This window comes from Bradyrhizobium sp. WBOS08 (assembly GCF_024585125.1).
Taxonomy (GTDB): Bacteria; Pseudomonadota; Alphaproteobacteria; order Rhizobiales; family Xanthobacteraceae; genus Bradyrhizobium; species Bradyrhizobium japonicum_B.
Genome location: NZ_CP028988.1, coordinates 3,496,870 through 3,521,764, shown reverse-complemented (window position 1 = coordinate 3,521,764; position 24,895 = coordinate 3,496,870). Strand labels below are relative to the sequence as shown.

The following is a 24,895-nucleotide window of genomic DNA, read 5'->3' as shown; positions in this document are numbered from 1 at the left end:
TACCAGCCGGGGCGCGAGGCGGCAACTGCTCTACGGCTGCTCCATCCGCGCCCGCAGCGCATCAGCGTCCGCCTTCGGCAGCGATTTCAGCGTCGGCTTGATGGTTTCGCCACCGACGATCTTGCCGTTGCGCATGAACATCCAGTCCGAGATGTCGGCCTCAGTGAACGAAACCTTGTCGCCGGCGTGCTTGCCCGGCAGATCGCGGGGCTGGTTGGCAAAAAGGCCGATAAAGGTCCCGCCGGGCTGTTTCTTCACCTCGCCGATCCAGATGTGCTCGCCGCCCTTGCGGGTCGCAAAGCGCACCTTCAGGGCGTGCCCGGTCTCGGACGGCTTCTGCGCCTCGTAGGAGGCCCAGAAGGCCGGCAGCGTGCCGCGGGCCCGCGCCATCGCCGCATTCATCTCGGGATCGCCAGTGCGCACGTCGACGATCGGCGAACGGTCTTGCGCGACGACCTCGTGCGTCGGGCCGATCGTCAGGATGCCGAACACCGAGATGCCGGTGATTGCGGCGAGAACGACCCACTTGATGGGCTGGGGGAGTCTGGTTGCCATGAGCGCGATGTCCAGGATGACTTGATGTTTCCTGGGCTTTGTCGCGGGATCATGGCGGGGCGTTCATGGTGTCAGATACCGGCCGGCGTTCCCCGGATGCTGCGCAGCGTGACGCCTCTTGGCGGCGCGGTGCTCTGCTAATCCGGGGTCCAGCCACTGGCACTCTGGGTCCCGGCTCGCGCTTCGCGCGTCCGGGACACGAGAGATCAAAACACCTTGCGGATCCAGTTGTGCGGATCGTTGGTGCGGCCGTACTGGATGTCGACGAGCTGCTTGCGCAGGCCCATGGCGACGGGGCCGGCGGCGCCGCCCGAGATCTCGAAATCGCCGCTGACCGAACGCACCTTGCCGATCGGCGAGATCACGGCGGCGGTGCCGCAGGCAAAGGCTTCCTTCAACCTGCCGCTGGCGGCATCCTTGCGCCATTGCTCGAGCGAATAGGGCTCCTCGCGCACGGTCTTGCCGGCATCGCGGGCGAGCGTGATGATGGAATCGCGGGTGATGCCGGGCAGGATGGTGCCGAGCGGCGGCGTCGAGAGCGAGCCGTCGTCGAACACGAAGAACACGTTCATGCCGCCGAGCTCCTCGACGTAGCGGCGCTCGATCGCATCGAGGAAGACGACCTGATCGCAGCCGTGCTGCATCGCCTCCGCCTGCGCACGCAGGCTGGCGGCATAATTGCCGCCGCATTTGACCGCGCCGGTGCCGCCGACCGCGGCGCGCGTGTAGTTCTCCGACACCCAGATCGAGACCGGCGCAGGGCCGCCCTTGAAATAGGAGCCGACCGGCGAGGCGATGACCGAGAAGATGTATTCCGACGACGGCTTGACGCCGAGGAAGGTCTCACTCGCGATCATGAAGGGACGCAGATAGAGACTGCCCTCGCCGCCCGGCATCCAGGCGCGGTCGATGCGCACGACCTGCTCGACCGCCTCGATGAAGACGTCCTCGGGCAGCTGCGCCATCGCCATGCGGTCGGCGGAATCCCTGAAGCGGCGCGCATTGGCGTCGGGCCGGAACAGGTTCACGCCGCCATCGTCGCGCTTGTAAGCCTTCAGGCCTTCGAAGATCTCCTGGGCGTAGTGCAGCACCGCGCCGGCCGGATCGAGCTGGAAATTGGCGCGCGCTTCGATCTTCGCCTCGTACCAGCCGCCCTTGGCCTGGTTGTAGCGGACAATCGCCATGTGATCGGTAAAGACCCGCCCGAAGCCGGGGTCGACCAGCTTGGCGACGCGGTCCTTCTCGGGGGTCGGATGGGTTGCGGGCTGGATGTCGAATGTCATGCTCATGTCCTTGGCTCCCGCTGCCGGTAACGGCGCTGTTTCTCACGCCCGCCCTCCCCGTCGGGGCCGGCCGGCTCGATTGGTTTCTGGCCGGACCCCGTCGCCAGCCTTGTTACGGCCGGTTTCCCGTGGCCAGCATGTCGCTGAGGACATGCTTTTGCGGGAGGCGGAAGTCCAGTATGTTTTGCCGAAATGCCGCTCGACAATCGCACGGTAGATCTGATCCGGCCGTCGTCGCCTGTCCGGCTCTTTCCGCCGTCCCGCTTCGATGCCGCCCGCCGCGAAACGACCTAAAATTTCGTGCGGACTGATCGTTTTGTAACATTGAACCCAAGATACGTCAATATGCCTGACATAAATTTCGCGAGTCCCGCTGAAGACGCCGCCGAGCCCCGGCCGGCGGCAGGCGATGGAGGCAATTTGCGCTGGGATATCATCGAGCTGCTGTTCTTCGCCTATCGCGATTTCGTCGGCGATCCCGACCAGGAGCTGGAGGCTTTCGGTTTCGGCCGGGCCCATCACCGGGTCATGCACTTCGTCTACCGTTATCCCGGCCTCAAGGTCGCCGACCTGCTCGACGTCCTGCGCATCACCAAGCAATCGCTCGGCCGCGTGCTCAAGCAGCTCCTGGACGAGGGCTACATCGTGCAGAAGACCGGTGACAACGACCGCCGCCAGCGCCTGCTCTATGCGACGCCGAAAGGCGAGGCGCTGGTGCAGAAGCTCGCCGGACTGCAGACCACGCGGATCACCAAGGCGCTCGCCGAGATCGGTCCGCAGGACGCCGAGACGGTCAAGCGCTTCCTGCGCGCGATGATCGATCGGGACGATCCGGACAAGGTGCTCGAGACCATCTTCGCTTCCGTCAATCAAACCGCCAAGGAGTGACCGTGTCGCTCGCTGCCACTCTCGCCCGTCCGCCGGCGCGCCCTGCCGACGACGCGCCGCATCTGCTGCTGGTCGACGACGACCGCCGCATCCGCGATCTGCTCTCGCGCTTCCTTGCCGGCGAGGGCTACCGCGTCACCACGGCCGCGAGCGCCGGCGATGCACGATCGAAACTGCTGGGTCTGCATTTCGACCTCTTGATCCTCGACGTGATGATGCCCGGCGAGACCGGCTTCGACCTCGCCCGCTTCATCCGCACATCCTCCTCGGTGCCGATCGTGATGCTCACGGCGCGGCACGAGGCGGAGGCCCGCATCGAGGGCCTGCAGATCGGCGCCGACGACTACGTGGCAAAACCGTTCGAGCCGCGCGAGCTGGCGCTGCGCATCAACAACATCCTCAAGCGCGCCGCTCCGCCGCCGCAGGCCACGACGATCGAGAAGATCGCCTTCGGTCCCTACATCTACCACCTCGAGCGCGGCGAGCTGCGCCAGGGCGAGGAGGTCATCCACCTCACCGACCGCGAGCGCGAGATGCTGCGCATTCTCTCGGAGACGCCGGGCGAGACCGTGCCGCGCAGCGCGCTGACCGGCAATGGCAGCGTCAACGAGCGCGCCGTCGACGTGCAGATCAACCGCCTCCGGCGCAAGATCGAGACCGACCCCGCCAATCCGCTGTTCCTCCAGGCGGTGCGCGGCATCGGCTACCGGCTGGTGGCCTCGCCATAATCAAGTGAAGCGCGCCAGATGAGCACGATCGATACCGGCCTGACGCTTCTGAAGAGCGCCGCCGGCCGCGTCTCCGCCGCCAATGGCTGGATGGGCAATGCGTTCAAGGGCTGGATGCCGACCGGCCTCTACGCCCGCGCGCTTCTCATCATGATCGTGCCGATGGTGGTGCTACAATCGGTCGTCGCCTTCGTGTTCATGGAGCGGCACTGGAACACGGTGACGCGCCGCCTCTCGGCCGCGGTGGTGCAGGACATCGCCGCCCTGATCGACGTCTACAAGGGCTATCCGCAGGACCGGGATCGCGACCAGATCCGCCGCATCGCCCAGCAGCGGCTCGGCCTCGTGGTCGATTTCCTGCCCGCTGGCGACATGCCGCCGCCGGGGCCGAAGCCGTTCTTCTCGCTGCTCGACCAGACCCTGTCGGTGCAGCTCGGCCGCCAGATCGGACGCTCGTTCTGGATCGACACGGTCGGCCGCTCCAACCTCGTCGAGATCCGCATCCAGCTCGACGATGCGGTGATGCGCGTGTTCGCGCAGCGCAGCGCCGCCTATGCCTCGAACTCGGAGATCTTCCTGTTCTGGATGGTCGGCACGTCCTCGATCCTGCTGATCGTCGCGGTGCTGTTCCTGCGCAACCAGATCAAGCCGATCCTGCGGCTGGCCGATGCCGCCGAAAGCTTCGGCAAGGGCCGCGAAGCCCCGAACTTCCGCCCGCGCGGCGCGCGCGAGGTGCGGCGCGCCTCCGTCGCCTTTCTCGAGATGAAATCGCGCATCGAGCGCACCATGGAGCAGCGCACGGCGATGCTCGCCGGCGTCAGCCACGATCTGCGCACCATCCTGACCCGCTTCAAGCTCGAGCTGGCGCTGATCGGCGACAGCCCCGAGCTCGAAGGCATGCGCAAGGACGTCGACGAGATGTCGATGATGCTGGAGGATTACCTCGCCTTCGCCCGCGGCGATTCCGGCGAGCAATCGCAGCCGACCGACATGGCGCAGGCGCTGGAGGAGCTGCGCAGCGACGCCGAGCGCCATGGCCACACCGCGACCGTCGCCTTCCACGGCCTGCCGGTGGTGACGGTGAAGCCGGCCTCGTTCAAGCGCTGCCTCGCCAACCTCGTCACCAACGCGGCGCGCTACGGCAAGAACATCGCCATCACCGGCCAGCGCGATCACCGTTATTTGACCGTGACGATCGACGACGACGGCCCGGGCATTCCCGCGCATTTGCGCGAAGAAGTGTTCAAGCCGTTCCTGCGGCTGGACAACGCCCGCAACCAGGACGAAGGCGGCACCGGCCTCGGCCTTGCCATCGCCCGCGACATCGCCCGCTCCCACGGCGGCGACATCACGCTCGGCGACAGCCCGATGGGCGGATTGCGGGCGAGCGTGCGGATCCCGGTGTAGGCCGCTTCACCTCTCCCCGCAAGAACGGGGCGAGGAAGCGCACCAACTTCCGAGCGACTACTCACCCTACTTCGGCAGCAGCGCCTTCAGCTTGTCCATGTCGCGCACGTTCATCTTGAAGCCGCCGGGCATCACGATGTCGCCGGGCTTCTGGTCCGGCTTGCACGCCCCCAGCCATTTCGCTTGCAGCGTCATGGTCGTATCGCGCCCCGCAGCGCCGGCGGCGCCGCCTTTCGCATGCGATGTGGTCTTCACCGTGTAGGCCGAGTTGAAATCGCCCGTGATCTCGGCGTGCGAGGTCGTGTTGACGCCGGCGACGCTGCACTCGGAATCGCTGACATAGCCGGTGGCGGTCTTCTTGATCTCCTGCTTGGCGCAGATCTGCTTGGCCATCGGGGAGACGTTGTTGCTCATCTCCTTGTCGACGGTCTCGTCGGTGCAGTGCTGCATGGTCATCTCGGGCACGGGCGAGCCTGATGTGGCCAGCTTCATTTCCCAGAGGCCGGCCTTGCGCACCGGCAGATCGTCGGCACTGGCGCTGCCCGCCGTCACCGCAAAGCAAAGCATCGAGCCGAGCAAAGCGAGTTTGCGCGTCATGGGGTCTCCGAACTGAGAGATTGCGGCGTTACGACAACGTCTCAGTAGAGCGTGCGGATCGGCTGCTCGGCGGCGCCGTAGGGCACCCAGCGGCAGGAGAACGAGATGTAGCCGCCCTCATAGGCCTGCACGCCCAGGAATTTGACCACCTTGCCGTAGCGCGCGCAGTGATCGACCGCGACCTGCCGGGCATCGACCTGGGTGGCCATCGAATAGGCGATGATGCCGCCGGTGTCGTTGCCCTTGAACGGCGGCACATAATCGGCACGCGCCGACTGGCTCGCCGTCATACCCGAGGCAACCAGGCTGGCGAGAAGACCCGCGGCCGCAATGATTCGCATTCCCGTCACTCCAATTGGCTGGCCTCCAGTTTACGGTGCCGGGATGGAAGTGGAAAGAACCGAAGCCGTGCCGACCGCGACCTTGTGGTCAAGTCCTGGCGAAGTGTTGCCGCGCTGCACTTGACCTCCCCTGGCCTTCGCGGCACCGTCCGGCCTTCGCAAGAGCTTAGCTGTCCGGATTGTCCATGCGCGCGCCCTCCCTGAAATCATTCCGCTATGCCGCCGTGCTCGGCCTCATGCTCGGGGCGGTGTCGCTCGGCGAGGCCAGGGCCGCCAATCCGCTGGAGATGAATTTCTGGCTCAGCGGACCGCGCTATGACGGCGCCGTCGCCGGTTGCGACCGGGCGCTGCCGACGATCGCGACCCAGTTCTGGGAAAAGGAAAGCACGTTCTGGAATTCCTCGTTGAAGATCACCGGCTTCTCAGCCGTTCACGAGACCGCGTTCCGGCCCTGGCAGTCCGACAACATCCCGCGCCGCTATTGCAGCGCTGACGCCATGCTCACCGACGGCAAGGTTCGCAAGGTGCACTACTCGCTCATCGAGGATGGCGGCTTCGCCGGCTACGGCAGCGGCGTCGAATGGTGCGTGGTCGGGCTCGACCGCAACTGGGCCTACAATCCGGCCTGCCGCGCCGCCAGGCCTTGAGTCGGGGGCGCCCTGCGTCGGCCAGCACCGGTCAAACGGCGGTCGCCGGAATTTTGTTCTTGAAATGTTCTTGTCGCCTGCTAGGCTTCCTTGCACAGTCTAGTTGAGGGGCGTTGCCATGTTTCATCCCGGATTGCATTCCTTCTCTCGCCTGGTGATCTCGCTGGCCCTTTCCCTGATCCTGGCCGCCGGCCTCGCCTCGTTCGCCGGTGACGCCATGGCGCAGGATAAGCGGCAGAACGCACCGGGCGAGTTCGATTTCTATGTGCTGGCGCTGTCGTGGTCGCCCTCGTTCTGCGAGGAAGCGGCAGAGCGCGGCGGCCGTTCCCAGATGCAGTGCGGCGGACGGCCCTATGCGTTCGTGGTGCATGGGCTGTGGCCGCAATATGAAGCCGGCTTCCCGGAATATTGCCAGCGCCCGGCACCGCGGCTGAATCGCAACATCGTCTCATCGATGCTCGACCTGATGCCGGCGACGGGCCTGATCTTCAACGAATGGGACAAGCACGGCACTTGCTCCGGGCTCGAGGGCCGCAGCTATTTCGAGACGATCCGCAAAGCGCGCGCCGCGATCAAGATCCCGGCCGAATATCTCGATCTTTCGCAGGCCAAGACGGTGGCGCCGGCGGAGGTCGAGGAGGCCTTCATCAAGGCCAACCCCGGTCTCAGCAATGCCGCCGTCTCCGTCACCTGCAACCGGACCAGGCTCTCCGAGGTCCGCATCTGCCTCAGCAAGGACCTGCAATTCCGCGCCTGCGAGGAAACCGACCGCCGCGCCTGCCGCCGCGAGCAGGTGACGATGCCGCCGATCAGGGGCGGTTGATCCATTATTGCGCGCAGCGCCCTTCTCTCGTGCCCCGGACGCAGCGCAGCGCCTCTTCGGCGGTGCGCTGCAGAGCCGGGGCCCATGCTGCATTGGCCTCCGTGGCCGCTGGGTCCCGGCTCAGCGTCGCAGCGCTGCACGCTGCGACGCGTCCGGGACACATGATTGCGCCTCTTTGCTCAAGCGCCCGCGTGGCGTAGTGCTGTTGCATGAACTACCGCCACGCCTTCCACGCCGGCAACTTCGCCGATGTCATCAAGCACATCGTGCTGGCTCGCATCATCACCTATCTGCAGGACAAGCCGGGTCCGTTCCGCGTCATCGATACCCATGCCGGAGCCGGCCTCTACGATCTCGACGGCGACGAGGCGCGCCGGAGCGGCGAATGGCTCACCGGCATCGCGCGGCTGATGCAGGCCCGTTTGTCGAACGAGAGCGCGGCGCTGACCAAGCCCTATCTCGACATCGTGCGCGCCTACAATCCGAAGGGGGAGCTCAAGGCCTATCCGGGCTCGCCGCTGATCGCGCGCGGCCTGCTCAGGCCGCAGGACCGGCTGGTGGCCTGCGAGCTCGAGCCGAAGGCGCGGAAGGCGCTGATCGGCGTGCTGCGCCGCGACGAACAGGCCCGCGTGGTCGACCTCGACGGCTGGGTGGCGCTGCCGGCCTTCGTGCCGCCGAAGGAGCGGCGCGGCCTCGTGCTGATCGATCCGCCGTTCGAGGCCAAGGACGAGTTCGAGCGGTTGGGCGAAGCCTTCTCCACCGCCTTCGCGAAATGGCCGACCGGTATCTATGTCATCTGGTATCCGGCCAAGACCCGCCGTGCCACCGACACGCTGGCCCAGACGGTGGCACGGCTCGCAGCCGCAGCAAAACCGCCCGGAAAATGCCTGCGCCTCGAATTCAGCGTCGCGCCCCAGCTCGATGGCGGAGCTCTTTCCTCTGCCGGGCTGCTGATCGTCAACCCGCCCTACACGCTGCAGGGCGAGCTCAAGACCATCCTGCCCGAGCTGGAAATGCCGCTCGGCCAAGGCGGCGCCGCCAGATTCCGATTGGAGGTACCCAAGCCCTAAAGCAAAGCCGTAACACTCCGGCATTCTTGGGAAAAATATGCAGGAGCGGTAGTCAATCCGCAGAGAACCGTATTATGCTGTTTCTGTGACTGGCTTTACGTTCCGCTTCCGCGAATGGTTGCGGCGGAGTGAAGGCCTAAGAAAGATCCGGCCGGACCGTCAGGGTCCGTCCAAGGATGGCCAGCTCTCCCGGGCTTCGTAAGGCCCGGTCATGTCGCGACGTGAGTCTGCGTCGCGGCGGAGGAGCAATGAGGGGGAGTTTCCCGATGGCCATGACGGGAACGGTCAAGTTTTTCAACGGCGAACGCGGCTACGGTTTCATCAAGCCTGACGACGGCGGCCGCGACGTCTTCGTGCACATTACTGCTGTGGAGCGGGCCGGACTGAAGGACCTTGCGGAAGGACAGCGCATTACTTTCGAAGTCGAACCGGACAAGAAGGGGAAGGGGCCGAAGGCGGTCAACCTGGTCATCCTCTCCTAGCGGGCCTGACGCAAAGCACGCGGCGCAATATTTCGCGCAAAAAAATCCCGGCCGCGAGCGGCCGGGAAGGTGTTGTCCGGTATTTTCTTCTTCAGCTATCAGAAACGATAGTTCACGCCTGCGCGAACGACGCTGGCGCTATAGCCGTTTGACACCCCCGTAATCGCGAACTGGCTGGTCGACAGGTCGATGTAGAGATATTCGAGCTTGGCGCTCCAGTTCGAAGTGAGGCCGACTTCCGCGCCGCCGCCGATGGTCCAGCCGGCGGTGGTGTGCGATTCCGCCCAGCCGAAGGTCTGTCCACGCAGCTCGCCGAACGCAAGGCCCGCGGTGCCGTAGAACAGCACGTTGTTGAAGGCGTAGCCGGCGCGGCCGCGCAGCGTGCCGAACCACGGATTGGAGAACTTCCACGGCGCGAAAGTATCGTCGGCGCCGCTGGCCTGGATATCGCCCTCGACCCCGAACACCCAAGGGCCGTTCTGGAAATTGTAGCCGGCCTGCACGCCGCCGACGAAGCCCGACGGCTTCGAGGGATTGTTGTCGACCGAGCCCCATTCGTAGCCGATGTTGCCGCCGAGATAGGGACCCGCCCAGCTATAGGCATTGAGCGGCTGGTTGACGGTATAGGGGGCGCGCTGCCCGTAATTGAGATCGGCGGCCTCTGCCGAAGCTGTCCAGCCGGCTGCAACCAACGTGGCCGCGCCCACAACGAGCCTCTTCATCACACACTCCAACGCAACTGCCGTCGCCGCTGCGGCGCCTGCGCTTGCCGCGCGAGGCAAACCGCATGGTTACGGAACCACCACTTTTTCGCGTAGGATTTATCGAGAGTTTTAGCTTAAAGGGCTGTTAAGCCGGGTTACCGCGCTGTTAACAGACTTAAGGAAGCGTTACCGCCGCCGTCCCGTGCGTGCCGCACGGCCGGAACTTCAAATCGGCACCCCGAGCGCCTAAATTCGCCCCATGGTTCACGATTCCACCGACAATCCGGACGATCGCGCGCGCAAATTGCCCCGCGCTGCCGCGAGCGACGTGCCGCCGGAGGCGTTGACGGCGCCGGACGTCGATCCCGCCGCCCCGGGCGGCGACGACGAGGATGATTCGCGGCTGCCTGATATCCTGGAGGAGAGCGGCGCGGTCGGCGAGGAGCCGCTGGCGACCGGCCATGAGGCGATCGAGCGCGCGGTCCGCCTCGCCCCGACCTCTCCCGGTGTCTATCGCATGCTCAACGCCAATGCCGACGTGCTCTATGTCGGCAAGGCCAAGAACGTCAAGAAGCGCCTGTCGAGCTATGCGCGGCAGAGCGCGCCGCAGCCGGCGCGTATCCTGCGCATGATCGCCGCCACCGTGACGGTGGAGATCGTCTCGACCAACACCGAGACCGAAGCGCTGCTGCTGGAGGCCAACCTCATCAAGCAGCTGCGGCCACGTTTCAACGTGCAGCTGCGCGACGACAAGTCGTTTCCCTATATCCTGATCACCGGCGACCATTGGGCGCCGCAGATCCTGAAACATCGCGGCGCGCAGAGCCGGCCCGGCCGCTATTTCGGTCCGTTCGCCTCCGCCGGGGCGGTCAACCGCACCATCACGGCGCTGCAGCGCGCGTTCCTGATCCGCTCTTGCACCGATTCCTTCTTCGAGAGCCGAACCCGGCCCTGCCTGCTCTACCAGATCCGCCGCTGCGCCGGCCCCTGCACCCGCGAGATCGACTTCGGCGGCTATACGACGCTGGTACGCGAGGCGAGCGACTTCCTGTCCGGCAAGAGCCACGCGGTGAAGCAGGAGCTCGCCGGCGAGATGGAGAAGGCGGCGGGTGAGCTCGAGTTCGAGCGCGCCGCGCTCTACCGCGACCGCCTCGCCGCGCTGTCGGCGATCCAGTCGCAGCAGGGCATCAATCCGCGCACGGTCGAGGAAGCCGACGTGTTCGCCATCCACCAGGAGGGCGGGTTCTCCTGCGTCGAGGTGTTCTTCTTCCGCACCGGCCAGAACTGGGGCAACCGCGCCTATTTTCCGCGCGCGGAGAAGTCATTCACCCCCGAAGAGGTGCTCGGCTCCTTCCTCGCGCAGTTCTACGACGACAAGCCGCCGCCCAGGAACATCCTGCTCTCGCACGAGATCGAGGAGAGCGAGCTGCTCGCCAATGCGCTGGCGATCAAGGCCGGCCACAAGGTCGAGGTCACCGCGCCCAAGCGCGGCGAGAAGAAGGAGCTGGTCATCCACGCCCTGACCAATGCGCGCGAGGCGCTCGGCCGCAAGCTCGCCGACACCGCCACGCAGAGCCGGCTGCTGGAGGCCATGGCCGCGACGCTGAGCCTGCCCCATGTCCCGAAGCGCATCGAGGTCTACGACAACAGCCATATCCAGGGCACCAATGCGGTCGGCGCCATGATCGTCGCCGGGTCCGACGGCTTCGTGAAGAACCAGTATCGCAAGTTCAACATCAAGTCGGAAGGGATCACGCCCGGCGACGACTTCGCCATGATGCGCGAGGTGCTGGAGCGGCGCTTCAAGCGCCTGATCAATCCGCCCGAGGATGCCGGCACCAAGGCCAAGGACGACGATTTTCCGCAATGGCCCGACCTCGTCATCATCGACGGCGGCCGCGGCCAGCTCAACGCCGTCCGCGAGATCTTCGCCAATCTCGGCCTGAGCCAGGTGTCGCTGATGTCGGTGGCCAAGGGTCCGGACCGGGATGCTGGCCGCGAGACCCTGTTCATGCCCGAACGCGAGGCCATCAAGCTGGAGCCGCGCGACCCCGTGCTCTATTTCATCCAGCGCCTGCGCGACGAGGCCCACCGCTTCGTCATCGGCTCGCACCGCAAGCTGCGCAAGAAGGACATCCGCGAGGCCGGTTTGCAGGAGATTCCGGGCATCGGCCCGTCACGCAAACGTGCCTTGCTGCATCATTTCGGGACCCTGAAGGAGATCGAGCGCGCGTCGATCGCCGATCTCGGCAAGGTTCCAGGGGTGAGTGCCGAGAGCGCGCGCAGGATTTTCGAGTATTTCCATCCCCAGCCGGGATGAACTAAAGGGGACCCAAAGGTAGCCTCGGTCATATGGTCGTCGCATCCCGCACCCCATCTGGGGAGCGGAACGGTTGACCTTCAGGCTGCAGCGGTATTGGTAGGACGGATGAACATCGCCACGACACGAGGGACCACCAGCCGCGCGATGTCCCTCCCCAATCTCCTGACCTATGGCCGGATCGCCGCGATCCCGGTCGTGGTCGGGTGCATCTATGCGCAGTCGATTCTGGATCAGCCGCTGTGGCTGCGCTGGGTCGCGGTCGCCCTCTTCATCGCGGCCGCGGTCACCGATTACCTCGACGGCTATTATGCGCGAATCTGGAATCAGCAATCGGCCTTCGGCCGGATGCTGGATCCGATCGCCGACAAGCTGCTGGTCGCCTCCTGCCTCTTGATGCTGGCCGCCGACGGCATCATCCACGGCTGGTCGCTGTGGGCCGCCATCGTGATCCTGTGCCGCGAGATCCTGGTCTCGGGCCTGCGCGAATACCTCGCCGCGCTCCGCGTCAGCGTACCCGTGACCAAGCTTGCGAAGTGGAAGACCACGGTCCAGCTCGTCGCGATCGGTTTCCTGCTCGCCGGACCTGCCGGCGACGAGGTGGTGCCCGTGGTCTCGATGATCGGATTGGCGCTGCTCTGGGCCTCGGCGATCGTGACCATCTACACCGGCTACGATTATTTCCGCGCCGGCATCCATCACCTCATCAAGGAGGACGAGGGATGAAGGTGAAGTATTTCGCCTGGGTGCGCGAGCGCGTCGGCAAGGCGGAGGAGACCATCGAGCCGCCGCCGAGCGTGCGCACCGTCGGGGAGCTGATCGCCTGGCTGTCCGGCCAGAGCGAGGCCTATGCCTACGCATTCGAGAAGCCGAAGGTGATCCGCGCCGCCATCGACCACGCCCACGTCACGTCGGACGCCGCGATCGCCGGCGCCCGGGAGATCGCGTTCTTCCCGCCGATGACCGGCGGCTAGTGTCGCAATGTCGACGGGCAAACCAGCATACGGTGCCGCCTCACCTCTCCCCAACGGGGAGAGGTCGATTTGCGCAGCAAATCGGGTGAGGGGGCACAAGTCCCACGAGAGAGCGAATCCCCTCACCCGCGCCTTCGGCGCGACCTCTCCCCATGGGAGAGGTGTGGGAGCAGCTACGCCATGAGCTGCCCGGTCACCATTCGCATCCAGGAAGACGATTTCGATATTGCCCGCGAGATCGCCGCGCTGACCCGTAGCCGCACCGATATCGGCGCGGTCGTGAGCTTCTCCGGCATCTGCCGCGCCGACGACGACAGCGCCAAGGTCGCGGCGCTGACGCTCGAGCATTATCCCGGCATGGCCGAGGAAGAGATCAGGCGTCATGCCGACGAAGCCGTTTCGCGCTGGCCGCTCAACGGCGTCACGGTGATCCACCGTGTCGGCCGCTTCATGCCGGGCCAGAACATCGTGCTGGTGCTGACCGCCTCGCAGCATCGCCAGGCCGCGTTCCAGGCGGCCGAGTTCCTGATGGATTACCTCAAGACCAACGCGCCGTTCTGGAAGAAGGAAGAGAGCGCGACCGGCACCGGCTGGGTCGAAGCCCAGGCCCGTGACGACGAAGCCGCCGCACGCTGGACCAAATCCTGATGGCAAGAGCATCCAAGAAGACCGCGCGCGGCCGCGCCGCGCCAAAGCTCGCGAAAGTGGGGCGCGGCGAGCTGCTCACGCTGCTCGATTTCGTCCGCTATGCGGTGAGCCGCTTCAACGAGGCCAAGCTCGCTTTTGCCCACGGCACGACGGATCCGGTCGCCGAAGCCGCCTTTCTGGTCTGCGAGGCGCTGCATCTGCATCCCGAGCAGCTCGAGAGCTTCGCCAGCGCACGCGTCACGGCCGCAGAAGGCGGGACCGTCCTCGATCTGGTCCACCAGCGCGTGACCACGCGCAAACCGGCCGCCTATCTCGTCAACAAGATCTACATGCGCGGCCTGCCGTTCTATGTCGATGAGCGCGTCATCGTTCCGCGCTCCTTCATCGGCGAGCTCCTGGATTCGCATTTCGGCGGCGACGGCGAGGCCGGATCGCTGATCGACGATCCCACCGCCGTCGGGCGCGTGCTCGATCTCTGCACCGGGTCGGGCTGCCTCGCCATCCTCGCCGCGCATCATTTCCCAAACGCCGTTGTCGATGCCGTCGACATCTCCAAGGGGGCGCTCGAAGTCGCCGCCCGAAATGTCGGCGACTACGGGCTCGAGGCGCGGATCAGCCTCTATCGCGGCGACCTGTTCGCTCCCCTCGGTGACAGCAGGTACGATCTGATCATCACCAACCCGCCTTACGTCGATGCCGAAGGCATGGCCGCGCTGCCGCCGGAATGCCGGGCCGAGCCCAAGCTCGCCTTCGATGGCGGCGCCGACGGCCTCGACGTGGTGCGCCGCATCCTGCGCGAGGCGCCGGATCACCTGACGCCCGATGGCGGGCTGCTCTGCGAGATCGGCCGCGGCCGGGAGCTGGTCGACGAGGCTTTCCCGGACCTGCCGCTGCTCTGGCTCGACACCGAGGAATCCGAGGGCGAGGTGTTCTGGATCGCGGCCGCCGATCTCCGCTGATTCATCAGAACGGACGGAGCGCCGTCGGAACAAGTCAAATTCGGCCACGTTCATCCCCCGAACGAATTTTGCCGCTCTCGGAGGATGTCCAGATGCTCGCGCCATCGGGCGAATTGCTGCGCGCCGGCATGGCGCTGAAGCTCAATCACGTCAAACGCGCCGCGCAATCCTATCTGCGCGACCAGACCAGCCAGGCCACCGGCAAGGTGACGTCTTACGCGGTGGCCGGCGGGCTGTTCGCGGCCGCGGGCCTATTCGTCATGGCGACATTCTTCGTCGGCCTGATCGCCTTGTACCGCTGGGTTGCCATCAGCTACGGGCAGTTCTGGGGTTTCGGTGCCGTCGCGGGCGTGCTGCTGGTGCTGGCGGCGGTCTGCGCCGGCGTGGCGATGGCGCAGATGAGGCGCAAATCCAAGCCGATCGTGCCGCTTGCCAGCCGGTTGCGCGTTGCCATTGCGACCCCGCGGATTCCCCGCGGAACGGTCAAGGAGGCCGTGAAAGAGGTCGCGACCACGATTCCCCTTGCGCCGCTGGCGCCGGGCGAGCGCCGCCATGGCGCAAGAGCCTGGCCGGTTCGCACCAACCGGCCCGTGCAGCTTGGCCTGATGCTCGCGGCGATTGGACTGGCGGGGTATACGGCGGCGCGCCGCAGGCGGCACGGTCACCGATTGGACGCTTGATGCTGGTGCGGCGTTCCGAGCAGATCGATTCCTGGCTGCTGGTGGCGGCGACAGCCGTGTTCGTGCTGACGGCGGAGCGCTACTTTCAGGGCTCGGGCCTCGTCGGGTCGGGCCCTCCGCCAGACCACCGCAAAGGCGAGGCGAATTCGCCGGAAACACACCCGGCGCACGCGGCCGTGCAGCCCGGCCGCGGCCGCCATGCGAAGAGCCCGTTCTCGATCCCGTGGGCCGGCTGGAAGGATATCTTCTGGCGGACCTATCAGCGCATCGACGAGGACCGTCTGCTCGCGACCGCGGGCGGCGTCGTGTTCTTCGGGCTGCTCGCGATCTTTCCGGCGGTCACGGCGCTGGTTTCCTCTTACGGCCTGTTCGCCGATCCCGCCACGATCAGCGCCAACCTGCAGACGCTGGCAACCATGCTGCCCGAGGGTTCCTTCCAGATCGTCGAGGACCAGGTGGCGCGCGTGGTGTCGAACGGCAATACCACGCTGGGCGCCACTTTCCTGTTCGGCCTCGTACTGGCGATCTGGAGCGCCAATGCCGGGGTCAAGTCGATCTTCGATGCCCTCAATGTCGCTTATGAGGAGCGGGAGAAGCGCAGCTTCATCAAGCTCAACATGGTGTCGCTCGCCTTCACGATCGGCGGCATCGTGGCGCTGCTGGTGATGGTGGGCGTTGTCGTCGCCTTCCCGCTGGCACTCACTCATCTCGGCATGGCGCCCGAGAGCAAGCTGATCGTGGCGCTGGCACGATGGCCGCTCATGTTCCTCGTCCTGCTGGTGGCGCTCGCGATCCTCTACCGCTTCGCGCCCAGCCGCGATGCACCACGCTGGCAATGGCTGAGCCTCGGCGCGGTGATAGCCGCCCTGCTCTGGATCGCCGGTTCGGCACTGCTGTCCTGGTATCTCTCCGAATTCGCCAATTACAACGCCACCTATGGCTCTCTCGGCGCCGCGATCGGCCTGATGACGTGGATGTGGATGTCGGCGATCGTCATCATGTTCGGGGCCGAGCTGAATTCGGAGATCGAGCGGCAGACGCTGAGGGACACGACCGAGGGGCAGCCCAAGCCGCTCGGCACCCGCGATGCGGTTTCGGCCGACACAGTCGGCGCCGCCGCGCCAGCCTGACGCCGCGCCATTTTAGCCATGACGACGATCGGGCCGGAGCTCACCCGGCCCGATCGAGCGGCATGTCAGCGCTTGGTGATGACGGCTTCCAGATATTCGCTGTGCACGACGATGGTGCCGTCATCGGCATGGTTGAACTCGCCGAGCAGCGCCAGGAGATCGCGCCTCAGCGCGGCCTGCCCGCTCTCGTCGAGCGCGGCGAACGCCTTCAGCGTCGGCCCGTAGAAGGTCTTGAAGACGTCGAGCCAGTGCTCGGGCGAGCGATAGCGGAACACGAACATGCGCGGTTCGGCCGAAATATCCGAGGCCTGGCTTTTGAACATCTCCTCGAGCCGCGCCGGCGTGCCCCAGAGGGCCGGAGACTTCACCCCGGCTGGCGGCGGCAGATGCTTGCCGATGGTCCTGAACAGCTGGCCGATGAAACCCTGTGGGGTCCAGTTGGCAAGGCCGATCTTGCCGCCGGATTTGCAGACGCGCGCAAGCTCGGAGGCCGCCTTTTCCTGATCGGGTGTGAACATCACGCCGAAGGTCGAGAGCACGACGTCGTAGCTCGCGTCCGCAAACGGCAGCGCTTCGGCGTCAGCCTCGCGAAATTCGACCGTCAGATGGTCCGCCGCCGCGCGCTCCTGGCCGCGCTTGAGCAGCGCCGGCACATAGTCGGTGGATGTGACGTCACACCAGCGCCGCGCCGCGGCCAGTGTCGCGTTGCCGTTGCCGGCGGCGACGTCCAGCACCTTGCTGCCGGCGCGCAAGTCGATGGCCTCACAGAGCTGTTCGCCGACGATCTGCAAGGTGGTGCCGACAACGGCGTAGTCGCCCGACGACCAGGCACCGTGCTGGCGCTGCTTGACGGCAGCAAGATCGGGCTGGGATGTGGGCTGTTTGAGGGCTGCGGATGTCGACATGGGCAAATCTCCTGGGGTTGAAAACGCCGGGACGATAGGGCGCATGCGGTCCGCTGGCCTTGAGAGCAGCGTTATTTTGCGCTGAGAGCGCCTTGATTTGCTGATGGGAGCCGCGACGAGCCTGATGCAGGCCGCCAGACAGTCACTATCCCCTCGAATCAACAATGATGTTAGGGTCATGCATTGCTTGGGGGAGCATGAGCCGCGACGGGTTCGAACGCGACCCGTGTTTTCCCGGGTGAGGCAGTCAGCTCTTGAGGCGTAACGCGCGGCATGATTCGCATTTCGACGATTTTCATCGCCATCTGCATGGTTCTGGTCGCGGCCTCGCTCGGGCTTGTGCTCTACGCCGTTGCCGGCATCAGCGGAACCGAGTCCGCGATCGTGGCGCTCACCGCGCTGACCTTCCTGATCCTCTACAACGCCGTGTCGATGCGGCTGCGTGACCGCAGCGACGTCGGCGGCCAGATCACCGATCTGTCGCGCGGCACCGCCGACCTCGCCCGCCAGGTGGCCGAGTTCGGCCGCCGGCTGGCCGCGATCGAGGCACGCATCGCCTCGTCCAATTCGACCAACTCCGACCGCATCCAGTCGGTGGTCGGCGAGATCAACGAGCTCGGCGGATTGGTCAGACAGCTCGCCACCACCGTGTCGGCTCATGAGGACATGCTGGCCGGCGCCGCGGCGGCGCCCGCCCCGGTCGCCAAGTCCGAGCTCAGGTCCAAGCTGAAGTCCGAGCCGGAGGCGTCGATCGAGCTGGTTGCGCCGTTCGAGGAGCGGCCGGCCGCCCCTCCCCCGCTCACCGCAGCCCCTTCACCTCCGCCTCCCTCGGCGCAGCCGCGGCCGGCGCCGGCGATCCAGACCCCGACCTCCAACCCGGTTCAGACGGCCACCGGTCGCAACCAGACTCAATTGCTGGCGACGTTGCGCAATGCCATCGACGAGAACCGCATCGACATCTTCCTGCAGCCGATGGTGACGCTGCCGCAGCGCAAGGTGCGGTTTTACGAGGCGGTGACGCGCCTGCGCGACGAACGCGACCAGTTGATCGCAGCCGAGGAGTTCATCAGCATCGCGGAGGCTTCGGGGCTGATCGGGCGCATCGACAACATGGTGATGCTGCGCTGTGTGCAGGTGCTGCGGCGCCTGATGGTGCGCAACAAGGACGTCGGCGTGTTCTGCAACGTCGCGGCGTCCACGCTCGGCAATTCCACCACCTTCGCACAATGCCTCGACTTCCTCGAAGCCAACCGGGCACTGGCGCCCTCGCTCGTGCTGGAGTTCAAGCAATCGACGTTCCGCAATCTTGGCACGGCCGAGACCGAGAATCTCGCCGCACTCGCCCAGCGCGGCTTCCGCTTCTCGATGGACCACGTCACGGACCTGCGCATCGAGCCGCGCGAGCTGGCCGACCGCGGGGTGCGCTTCATCAAGGTGCCGGCCGCGCTGCTGCTCGACCCCAGGCAGGCGTCGACCTCGGACATCCATCCCTCCGACCTCTCCGACCTGCTCGGCCGCTTCGGCATCGACCTGATCGCCGAAAGGATCGAGGGCGAGCGCGCGGTCGTGGACCTGCTCGATTATGACGTGCGGTTCGGCCAGGGCTTCCTGTTCGCGCCGCCCCGACCATTGCGGCCGGAAGGGGCATCTGCTACCGGCGGGGCCGCGCCGAACCAGGCGCAGGACACGCAAGGATCCAATGGCTCCGCTCCCCCCAGCCAAGGTACCACAACTGGCGCGACATCTGGCGCGGCGTCAGCCGCTGCTCCGGCACAACGCATCACCGGCAACGCGGCGCTGGCGCGCCGCATCTGATCGGCCGCACCTATCATGACCACGCTGCATTTCGCCGAAAGCCTGCGCGAGCTCGTGGGCGGTGTGGAGGTCGTTCTCAGCGACATCTGGGGCGTCGTCCACAACGGCCTCGAATCCTTCCCTGAAGCCTGCGAGGCGCTGCACACTTATCGCAGCCACGGCGGTACGGTGATCCTGATCACCAACGCGCCGCGGCCGGCAGATTCCGTGCAGCGGCAATTGCGCAAGCTCGGCGTCGCCGACGAGACCTACGACGCGATCGTCTCGTCGGGCGACCTGACCCGGCTCTATGTCGCCGAGCATCCCGGCCGCAAGATGTTCTGGCTCGGGCCCGAACGCGACAATTCGATCTACCGCGGCCTCGACGCGAAGACCGCGCCGCTGGAGGAGGCCGACTACATCGTCTGCACAGGGCTCTATGACGACGAGACCGAGACGGCGGAAGACTATCGCGGCATGATGCTGAAGGCGCGCGAGCGCAAGCTGACGCTGGTCTGCGCCAATCCCGACATCGTGGTGGAACGCGGCGACCGGCTGATCTACTGCGCCGGCGCCATCGCGGAGCTCTATCGCGAGCTCGGCGGCGAGGTGATCTTCTACGGCAAGCCGCACCGTCCGATCTACGAGCGCGCGATGGCGCTCGCCGGTGAACGCCAGGGCCACCCAATCGACCGGAAGAAGGTGCTGGCGATCGGCGATTCCGTCCGCACCGACTTAACCGGCGCGCGCGAATTCGGCATCGACTGCCTGTTCGTGACCCGCGGCATCCATGCCGAGGAGTTCGAGGGCCTCGACCAGCTCGACCCGGCATCGGTGCTGGAATTGTTCGGCCACCCGCCGAAGGCGCTGATGCGCGAATTGAAGTGGTGACGGCGAAGTCCGCGCAAATGGTGCGGGCTTAGACCAATTGCTGAGCCCTGGACGCGTCATGGCCGGGCTTGACCCGCCTGCGCGGCCGAAGCCGCTTCGGCGAGGCGAAGGCCCGGCCATCCACGACTTGCTTTGCAGATCCAAAAACGTGGATGCCCGGGACAAGCCGGGCATGACGACATCTATGGCTGGTTGTTTTACGGTCAGGTGCGCGCTTACGCGCTTGCCATGTCCGGGAACACCGCCTCGATCTTGGTCTTCAGCGTCGCCGCGTTGAACGGCTTGACGATGTAATTGTTCACGCCGGCCTTCTTGGCCGCGATCACGTTCTCGGTCTTGGATTCCGCCGTGATCATGATGAACGGCGTGGTGGCGAGGTTCGGATCCGCGCGCACTTCGCGCAAGAGGTCGTACCCCGTCATCGGCTCCATGTTCCAGTCGGAGATCACGAGCCCGTACTTCTTGCCGCGCATCTTGTTCAGCGCTGCCGAACCGTCGCTGGCATCATCGATGTTCTCGAAGCCAAGCTGCTTCAGCAGATTCCTGATGATGCGGATCATGGTGCTGTAGTCATCCACCACCAGAACCGGCATCGACAAATCAACCGCCATCTCGACTCCCCCAACGCATACCCAGGAATATTACGATCGGACCTGCCGGGCCGGGGCCCGCCTGCTCCAGATGCAAGGACTAGCACCAAGGCGTTAAACAGCGCGTTAATTGGGGGCGGCCCGAAAGAACTGAAATTGCGTGGGATTCGGCGCTCCCCCTGCCGCTTGACTTCATCGGGCCGGTCGCGCCACGGTCCCGGCCGGTCCCGCCGGTTCGAGAATTCCCCTGATGGCCCCGCATTTTAACGTTATCCGCGACACCACGCCCGTTTCCGCGATTCCAAGGGGCGCCGTGGTCGCCATGGGCAATTTCGACGGGGTTCATCTGGGTCACCGCGCCGTGATCGCCGCCGCCCTGGAAATGGGCCGGACCCATGGCCGCCCCGCTTTGGCACTGACCTTCGAGCCGCATCCGCGGCGGTTCTTCAGCCCCAACACCCCGCAATTCCGCCTGACGGACGAACCGGCCAAGCTGCGGCTTCTGGCCGGCACCGGGCTTGCCGGCGCCGTGGTCATGACCTTCGACAAGGCACGCGCCGGAACCAGCGCGCAAGATTTCATTCACCAAGACCTAATCGGACGGCTCGGCGTCAGCGGCATCGCGGTGGGTTACGACTTCCATTTCGGCAAGGGACGGGTCGGCTCGCCGAGCCTGCTGGTCAACGAGGCGCCCCGGCTCGGCATCGAAGTCGACGTGCAGCCGCATGTCGATATCGACGAGCGGCCGGTCTCCTCCAGCGCGATCCGCATCGCCCTCGCCGAAGGCCAGCTCGACGAGGCCACAACCATGCTGGGCGCACCCTGGTTCATCACCGGCGAGGTGATCCACGGCGAGAAGCGCGGCCGCGATCTCGGCTATCCCACCGCCAACATCCGCCTCGATGCCAATTGCGGCCTGAAGCACGGCATCTATGCGGTCCGGGTCGGCCGCGGCACCGAGCGGCTGGACGGGGTGGCAAGCTTCGGCCGCCGCCCGACCTTCGACAACGGTGCCCCGCTGCTGGAGATATTCCTGTTCGACTTCAAGGGCGATCTCTACGGGCAGGCGCTGGATTGCGCCTTCATCGGCTTCATCCGCGAGGAGTTGAAGTTCGAGGGCATCGAGGCCCTGATCCGGCAGATGGACGACGATTCCGCCCGCGCCCGCGCCATCCTGGCCGCCGCCCCGGACGCGTTTCCGCGGCTCGGCGCCGTCGATTGAGCCCCGAATCCGGCCTTCCCGAACCTTTGCGCTTCCTTTGGCCCCCTGCTATGGAGAGCCCATGTTTGCGCGGCGCATCATAGGGATTAGCGGCCCGGCTTCCGCCTGAGCCCACGGGCTCGGCGCAAGACCGGGATTTGGTCGTTTCACCCCCGCGATTTCCGCATCGCCATCCGTTCCCGCGCCATTCCGAGCCAGTCAGCCTCATGTCCGAAAAGCCGCAAAAGTCCCAAAAGTCCGAAGCCAAAGACTATTCGAAGACCCTGTTCCTGCCGCAGACCGAATTCCCGATGCGCGCCGGCCTGCCGCAGCGCGAGCCGGAGATCCTCAAGCGCTGGTACGAGATCGGCCTCTACGAGAAGCTGCGCGAGAGCGCCCGCGGCCGCGCCAAGTTCGTGCTGCATGACGGCCCGCCCTACGCCAACGGCAACATCCATATCGGCACGGCGCTGAACAAGATCCTCAAGGATCTCGTCACCAAGAGCCAGCAGATGCTCGGCTTCGATTCCAATTACGTGCCGGGCTGGGACTGCCACGGCCTGCCGATCGAGTGGAAGGTCGAGGAGGAGCATTATCGCAAGAAGGGCAAGCAGAAGCCCGACTTCCGCGACTCCGCCGCGATGATCGACTTCCGCCGGGAGTGCCGCGCCTATGCCACGCACTGGCTCGGCGTGCAGCGCGAGGAGTTCAAGCGCCTCGGCGTCATCGGCGACTGGGATCATCCCTACGCCACCATGAGCTTCCCGGCCGAAGCCCAGATCGCGCGCGAGCTGATGAAGTTCGCCGCCAACGGCACGCTCTATCGCGGCTCCAAGCCGGTGATGTGGAGCGTGGTCGAGAAGACGGCGCTGGCCGAGGCCGAGGTCGAGTACGAGGACCACACCTCCGATACAGTATGGGTGAAATTCCCGGTGACCTCGCCCGCGCATGGCGCGCTCGCCTCCGCGAGCGTCGTGATCTGGACCACGACGCCGTGGACCCTGCCCGGCAACCGCGCCATCTCGTTCTCGCCGAAGATCGCCTACGGCCTTTACAAGGTGACGGACGCGCCCGCCGACAATTGGACCAAGACCGGCGATCTCCTGATCCTCGCCGACGCGCTCGCTGAAGAGGTCTTCAAGCAGGCGCGCGTGACCGCCTACGAGAAGCTCCGCGACGTCCCCGGCGACACCATGGACGCGATCGAATGCGCCCATCCACTGAAGGGCGTTGGCGGCGGCTACGACTTCATCGTGCCGCTATTGCCCGGCGACCACGTCACCGACGACACCGGCACCGGCTTCGTGCACACGGCGCCTGGCCACGGCCGCGAGGACTTCGATGTCTGGATGGCGCATGCACGCGATCTCGATGCGCGCGGCATCAACACCGCCATCCCTTACACCGTCGACGAGAACGGCGCCTACACCGATCATGCGCCCGGATTTACCGGCAAGCGCGTCATCACGGACAAGGGCGAGAAGGGCGACGCCAACGAGGCCGTGATCAAGGCGCTGGTCGAGAAAGGCATGCTGATCGCGCGCGGCCGGCTGAAGCATCAATATCCGCATTCCTGGCGCTCCAAGAAGCCGGTGATCTTCCGCAACACGCCGCAATGGTTCATCGCGATGGACAAGCCTGTCGTGGACGCGCCGGGCAAGCCCGGCGCTATGGACGTCGCGGCAAATGGCAAGACCAAGAGCGGCGACACGCTGCGCGCCCGCGCGCTGCACGCGATCTCTGTGACGCAATGGGTGCCGCCCTCGGGCGAGAACCGCATCAACGGCATGATCGAGGCGCGGCCCGACTGGGTGATCTCGCGCCAGCGCGCCTGGGGCGTGCCGATCGCCGTATTCGTGCGCGAGAAGGGCGACGGCTCCGCCGAGATCCTACAGGACGAGGCGGTCAACACCCGCATCGGCGAGGCGTTCGAGAAAGAAGGCGCCGACGCCTGGTACGCGACAGGCGCGCGCGAGCGCTTCCTCGGGGAGCGCGCGAGCGAGGATTGGCAGAAGGTCGACGACATTCTCGACGTCTGGTTCGATTCCGGCTCGACCCACGCTTTCGTGCTGGAAGACCCCGAGCAGTTTCCCGGGCTCGCCGGCATCAAGCGCAAGGTCGACGGCGGCGCCGACACGGTGATGTATCTGGAAGGCTCGGACCAGCATCGCGGCTGGTTCCACTCGTCGCTGCTGGAGAGCTGCGGCACGCGCGGCCGCGCGCCTTACGACATCGTGCTGACCCACGGCTTCACTCAGGCCGAGGACGGCCGCAAGATGTCGAAGTCGCTCGGCAACACCATCGAGCCGCAGGCCGTCATCAAGGAATCCGGCGCCGACATCCTCCGGCTCTGGGTCGCGTCCTGCGACTACACCGACGACCAGCGCATCGGTCCCGAGATTCTGAAGAACACGGTCGAGACCTATCGCAAGCTGCGCAACACGGTGCGCTGGATGCTCGGCACGCTGCATCATTACAAGCCGGCCGAGGCGGTCGCGCCCGCCGAGATGCCGGAGCTCGAGCGGCTGATGCTGCACGAGCTGGCGGTGCGCGCCGCCGCCATCGACAAGGCCTATCGGGAGTTCGACTACAAGACCGTGGTCGCAACCCTCTCCGCCTTCCTCAACAGCGAGCTCTCGGCGTTCTATTTCGACATCCGCAAGGACACGCTGTATTGCGATCCGCCGTCCTCCCTGACCCGCAAGGCGGCGCTCACGACGATCGACCTGTTGTGCACCTCGGTGCTGAAATGGCTGGCGCCGATCCTCAGCTTCACCGCGGAGGAAGCCTGGCGCATGTACCGCCCCGGCGCCGAGCCGTCGGTGCATCTGACGCTGTTCCCGACCGATCTCGAAGGCTTGCGCGACGACAGGCTCGCCGCGAAGTGGGAGACGATCCGCAACGTTCGCCGCGTCGTCACCGGCGCGCTCGAGCTCGAACGCGCCGCCAAGAACATCGGCTCCTCGCTGGAGGCCTCGCCGGTGATCCATGTCGCCGACCGCGACATGCTGGCGAAATTGTTCGACATCGATCTGGCCGAAGTCTGCATCACCTCGAATTACGAGGTGCGTGAGGGCGAGGCGCCGGCCGCTGCGTTCCGCCTCGATGCGGTGCCCGGCGTCGCGGTGGTGGTGGAGAAGGCGGTCGGCACCAAATGCGCCCGATCCTGGAAGATCTCGCAGTTTGTCGGCGACGATCCTGAGTACCCCGACGTCACCCCGCGCGACGCCAAGGCGCTGCGCGAATGGAAGGCGTTGGGGGTGGCGGTCTGATTCCCC

Annotated in this window: 25 protein-coding genes; 18 read left to right on the top strand and 7 right to left on the bottom strand. The window is 65.9% G+C overall.

Annotated elements, in window-relative coordinates:
• Positions 1–30: 30 nt before the first annotated feature.
• Together DCM80_RS16760 and DCM80_RS16755 are read right to left on the bottom strand one after the other, a co-directional pair.
• Entirely contained in the window at positions 31–555 is a 525-nt protein-coding gene (locus DCM80_RS16760; protein WP_257192718.1) for a YegJ family protein, read from the bottom strand.
• Positions 556–761: 206 nt separating this feature from the next.
• Positions 762–1,844: a branched-chain amino acid aminotransferase gene (locus DCM80_RS16755; RefSeq protein ID WP_028134386.1), complete on the bottom strand. Its 1,083-nt coding sequence runs from the start codon at positions 1,842–1,844 to the stop codon at positions 762–764.
• Positions 1,845–2,183: 339 nt separating this feature from the next.
• Here DCM80_RS16755 and DCM80_RS16750 point away from each other — a divergent pair, with 339 nt between their 5' ends.
• From DCM80_RS16750 to DCM80_RS16740, 3 genes are read left to right on the top strand one after another with little or no spacing between them, the layout of a single operon-like run.
• The gene (locus DCM80_RS16750; RefSeq protein WP_257192716.1) at positions 2,184–2,726 is read left to right on the top strand and encodes a MarR family winged helix-turn-helix transcriptional regulator; all 543 of its coding nucleotides are present in this window, start codon (positions 2,184–2,186) and stop codon (positions 2,724–2,726) included.
• Entirely contained in the window at positions 2,723–3,454 is a 732-nt protein-coding gene (locus DCM80_RS16745; protein WP_257176499.1) for a response regulator, read from the top strand. The genes DCM80_RS16750 and DCM80_RS16745 overlap by 4 nt, the downstream gene beginning before the upstream one ends.
• 18 nt (positions 3,455–3,472) lie before the next feature.
• On the top strand, positions 3,473–4,861 hold the full coding sequence (locus DCM80_RS16740) for an ATP-binding protein (RefSeq protein ID WP_257192715.1): 1,389 nt from the start codon (positions 3,473–3,475) through the stop codon (positions 4,859–4,861).
• Between the two features lie 66 nt (positions 4,862–4,927).
• Here the strand turns inward: DCM80_RS16740 and DCM80_RS16735 are convergent, their stop codons facing one another.
• On the bottom strand, positions 4,928–5,458 hold the full coding sequence (locus DCM80_RS16735; RefSeq protein ID WP_257192714.1) for a DUF3617 family protein: 531 nt from the start codon (positions 5,456–5,458) through the stop codon (positions 4,928–4,930).
• Positions 5,459–5,499: 41 nt separating this feature from the next.
• The gene (locus DCM80_RS16730; RefSeq protein ID WP_028134381.1) at positions 5,500–5,799 is read right to left on the bottom strand and encodes a hypothetical protein; all 300 of its coding nucleotides are present in this window, start codon (positions 5,797–5,799) and stop codon (positions 5,500–5,502) included.
• A gap of 185 nt (positions 5,800–5,984) precedes the next feature.
• On the opposite strand from DCM80_RS16730, the gene DCM80_RS16725 reads away from it, so the two are divergent.
• The 4 genes from DCM80_RS16725 (at position 5,985) to DCM80_RS16710 (ending at position 8,821) form a co-directional block, all read left to right on the top strand.
• Positions 5,985–6,446, top strand: a complete 462-nt coding sequence (locus tag DCM80_RS16725; protein ID WP_028134380.1) for a hypothetical protein — start codon at positions 5,985–5,987, stop codon at positions 6,444–6,446.
• Between the two features lie 118 nt (positions 6,447–6,564).
• Positions 6,565–7,269, top strand: coding sequence for a ribonuclease T2 (locus DCM80_RS16720; RefSeq protein WP_028134379.1), 705 nt, complete (start codon positions 6,565–6,567; stop codon positions 7,267–7,269).
• A gap of 209 nt (positions 7,270–7,478) precedes the next feature.
• Positions 7,479–8,339, top strand: coding sequence for a 23S rRNA (adenine(2030)-N(6))-methyltransferase RlmJ (locus tag DCM80_RS16715; protein WP_257192713.1), 861 nt, complete (start codon positions 7,479–7,481; stop codon positions 8,337–8,339).
• A 266-nt stretch (positions 8,340–8,605) separates the two neighbouring features.
• On the top strand, positions 8,606–8,821 hold the full coding sequence (locus DCM80_RS16710; protein ID WP_008544396.1) for a cold-shock protein: 216 nt from the start codon (positions 8,606–8,608) through the stop codon (positions 8,819–8,821).
• Between the two features lie 98 nt (positions 8,822–8,919).
• Here DCM80_RS16710 and DCM80_RS16705 read toward each other — a convergent pair whose 3' ends face one another.
• A complete protein-coding gene (locus DCM80_RS16705; RefSeq protein ID WP_028134377.1) occupies positions 8,920–9,543 on the bottom strand; it encodes an outer membrane protein in 624 nt (207 codons plus the stop codon).
• 241 nt (positions 9,544–9,784) lie between these two features.
• On the opposite strand from DCM80_RS16705, the gene uvrC reads away from it, so the two are divergent.
• From uvrC to DCM80_RS16670, 7 genes are all read left to right on the top strand, one after another.
• On the top strand, positions 9,785–11,845 hold the full coding sequence (gene uvrC, locus DCM80_RS16700) for an excinuclease ABC subunit UvrC (RefSeq protein ID WP_257192712.1): 2,061 nt from the start codon (positions 9,785–9,787) through the stop codon (positions 11,843–11,845).
• 108 nt (positions 11,846–11,953) lie between these two features.
• Positions 11,954–12,571 (top strand): CDP-diacylglycerol--glycerol-3-phosphate 3-phosphatidyltransferase, encoded by a 618-nt coding sequence (gene pgsA / locus DCM80_RS16695; RefSeq protein WP_028134375.1) that lies wholly within the window; start codon positions 11,954–11,956, stop codon positions 12,569–12,571.
• Entirely contained in the window at positions 12,568–12,819 is a 252-nt protein-coding gene (gene moaD, locus DCM80_RS16690) for a molybdopterin converting factor subunit 1 (RefSeq protein WP_257192711.1), read from the top strand. Before pgsA ends, moaD begins: the two co-directional genes overlap by 4 nt.
• A gap of 180 nt (positions 12,820–12,999) precedes the next feature.
• The gene (locus DCM80_RS16685; RefSeq protein WP_257192710.1) at positions 13,000–13,467 is read left to right on the top strand and encodes a molybdenum cofactor biosynthesis protein MoaE; all 468 of its coding nucleotides are present in this window, start codon (positions 13,000–13,002) and stop codon (positions 13,465–13,467) included.
• Positions 13,467–14,426, top strand: a complete 960-nt coding sequence (prmB, locus tag DCM80_RS16680) for a 50S ribosomal protein L3 N(5)-glutamine methyltransferase (RefSeq protein WP_257192709.1) — start codon at positions 13,467–13,469, stop codon at positions 14,424–14,426. Before DCM80_RS16685 ends, prmB begins: the two co-directional genes overlap by 1 nt.
• A 92-nt stretch (positions 14,427–14,518) precedes the next feature.
• Positions 14,519–15,106 (top strand): phage holin family protein, encoded by a 588-nt coding sequence (locus tag DCM80_RS16675; protein WP_257192708.1) that lies wholly within the window; start codon positions 14,519–14,521, stop codon positions 15,104–15,106.
• On the top strand, positions 15,106–16,236 hold the full coding sequence (locus DCM80_RS16670; RefSeq protein WP_257192707.1) for a YihY/virulence factor BrkB family protein: 1,131 nt from the start codon (positions 15,106–15,108) through the stop codon (positions 16,234–16,236). Before DCM80_RS16675 ends, DCM80_RS16670 begins: the two co-directional genes overlap by 1 nt.
• Positions 16,237–16,301: 65 nt before the next feature.
• Here the strand turns inward: DCM80_RS16670 and DCM80_RS16665 are convergent, their stop codons facing one another.
• Positions 16,302–17,141, bottom strand: a complete 840-nt coding sequence (locus DCM80_RS16665; RefSeq protein ID WP_257192706.1) for a class I SAM-dependent methyltransferase — start codon at positions 17,139–17,141, stop codon at positions 16,302–16,304.
• A gap of 273 nt (positions 17,142–17,414) precedes the next feature.
• On the opposite strand from DCM80_RS16665, the gene DCM80_RS16660 reads away from it, so the two are divergent.
• Complete coding sequence (locus DCM80_RS16660; protein WP_257192705.1) at positions 17,415–18,956, top strand: EAL domain-containing protein; 1,542 nt, start codon at positions 17,415–17,417, stop codon at positions 18,954–18,956.
• A 15-nt stretch (positions 18,957–18,971) separates the two neighbouring features.
• A complete protein-coding gene (locus tag DCM80_RS16655; RefSeq protein ID WP_257192704.1) occupies positions 18,972–19,826 on the top strand; it encodes a TIGR01459 family HAD-type hydrolase in 855 nt (284 codons plus the stop codon).
• 215 nt (positions 19,827–20,041) lie between these two features.
• On the opposite strand, the gene DCM80_RS16650 is transcribed toward DCM80_RS16655, so the two are convergent.
• Positions 20,042–20,437 carry a response regulator gene (locus tag DCM80_RS16650; RefSeq protein ID WP_008567674.1) on the bottom strand — a complete coding sequence of 132 codons (396 nt, stop codon included), beginning with the start codon at positions 20,435–20,437 and terminating at the stop codon, positions 20,042–20,044.
• A gap of 229 nt (positions 20,438–20,666) precedes the next feature.
• Here DCM80_RS16650 and DCM80_RS16645 point away from each other — a divergent pair, with 229 nt between their 5' ends.
• Entirely contained in the window at positions 20,667–21,638 is a 972-nt protein-coding gene (locus tag DCM80_RS16645) for a bifunctional riboflavin kinase/FAD synthetase (protein WP_257192703.1), read from the top strand.
• A 206-nt stretch (positions 21,639–21,844) separates the two neighbouring features.
• Positions 21,845–24,889 carry an isoleucine--tRNA ligase gene (ileS, locus tag DCM80_RS16640; protein ID WP_257192702.1) on the top strand — a complete coding sequence of 1,015 codons (3,045 nt, stop codon included), beginning with the start codon at positions 21,845–21,847 and terminating at the stop codon, positions 24,887–24,889.
• Positions 24,890–24,895 lie beyond the last annotated feature (6 nt).

Bases quoted from the DNA above. Each gene is read 5' to 3' on its own strand.
- DCM80_RS16760 (WP_257192718.1), bottom strand. From the start codon at position 555: ATGGCAACCAGACTCCCCCAGCCCATCAAGTGGGTCGTTCTCGCCGCA.
- DCM80_RS16755 (WP_028134386.1), bottom strand. From the start codon at position 1,844: ATGAGCATGACATTCGACATCCAGCCCGCAACCCATCCGACCCCCGAG.
- DCM80_RS16750 (WP_257192716.1), top strand. From the start codon at position 2,184: ATGCCTGACATAAATTTCGCGAGTCCCGCTGAAGACGCCGCCGAGCCC.
- DCM80_RS16740 (WP_257192715.1), top strand. From the start codon at position 3,473: ATGAGCACGATCGATACCGGCCTGACGCTTCTGAAGAGCGCCGCCGGC.
- DCM80_RS16735 (WP_257192714.1), bottom strand. From the start codon at position 5,458: ATGACGCGCAAACTCGCTTTGCTCGGCTCGATGCTTTGCTTTGCGGTG.
- DCM80_RS16730 (WP_028134381.1), bottom strand. From the start codon at position 5,799: ATGCGAATCATTGCGGCCGCGGGTCTTCTCGCCAGCCTGGTTGCCTCG.
- DCM80_RS16725 (WP_028134380.1), top strand. From the start codon at position 5,985: ATGCGCGCGCCCTCCCTGAAATCATTCCGCTATGCCGCCGTGCTCGGC.
- DCM80_RS16720 (WP_028134379.1), top strand. From the start codon at position 6,565: ATGTTTCATCCCGGATTGCATTCCTTCTCTCGCCTGGTGATCTCGCTG.
- DCM80_RS16715 (WP_257192713.1), top strand. From the start codon at position 7,479: ATGAACTACCGCCACGCCTTCCACGCCGGCAACTTCGCCGATGTCATC.
- DCM80_RS16710 (WP_008544396.1), top strand. From the start codon at position 8,606: ATGGCCATGACGGGAACGGTCAAGTTTTTCAACGGCGAACGCGGCTAC.
- DCM80_RS16705 (WP_028134377.1), bottom strand. From the start codon at position 9,543: ATGAAGAGGCTCGTTGTGGGCGCGGCCACGTTGGTTGCAGCCGGCTGG.
- uvrC (WP_257192712.1), top strand. From the start codon at position 9,785: ATGGTTCACGATTCCACCGACAATCCGGACGATCGCGCGCGCAAATTG.
- pgsA (WP_028134375.1), top strand. From the start codon at position 11,954: ATGAACATCGCCACGACACGAGGGACCACCAGCCGCGCGATGTCCCTC.
- moaD (WP_257192711.1), top strand. From the start codon at position 12,568: ATGAAGGTGAAGTATTTCGCCTGGGTGCGCGAGCGCGTCGGCAAGGCG.
- DCM80_RS16685 (WP_257192710.1), top strand. From the start codon at position 13,000: ATGAGCTGCCCGGTCACCATTCGCATCCAGGAAGACGATTTCGATATT.
- prmB (WP_257192709.1), top strand. From the start codon at position 13,467: ATGGCAAGAGCATCCAAGAAGACCGCGCGCGGCCGCGCCGCGCCAAAG.
- DCM80_RS16675 (WP_257192708.1), top strand. From the start codon at position 14,519: ATGCTCGCGCCATCGGGCGAATTGCTGCGCGCCGGCATGGCGCTGAAG.
- DCM80_RS16670 (WP_257192707.1), top strand. From the start codon at position 15,106: ATGCTGGTGCGGCGTTCCGAGCAGATCGATTCCTGGCTGCTGGTGGCG.
- DCM80_RS16665 (WP_257192706.1), bottom strand. From the start codon at position 17,141: ATGTCGACATCCGCAGCCCTCAAACAGCCCACATCCCAGCCCGATCTT.
- DCM80_RS16660 (WP_257192705.1), top strand. From the start codon at position 17,415: ATGATTCGCATTTCGACGATTTTCATCGCCATCTGCATGGTTCTGGTC.
- DCM80_RS16655 (WP_257192704.1), top strand. From the start codon at position 18,972: ATGACCACGCTGCATTTCGCCGAAAGCCTGCGCGAGCTCGTGGGCGGT.
- DCM80_RS16650 (WP_008567674.1), bottom strand. From the start codon at position 20,437: ATGGCGGTTGATTTGTCGATGCCGGTTCTGGTGGTGGATGACTACAGC.
- DCM80_RS16645 (WP_257192703.1), top strand. From the start codon at position 20,667: ATGGCCCCGCATTTTAACGTTATCCGCGACACCACGCCCGTTTCCGCG.
- ileS (WP_257192702.1), top strand. From the start codon at position 21,845: ATGTCCGAAAAGCCGCAAAAGTCCCAAAAGTCCGAAGCCAAAGACTAT.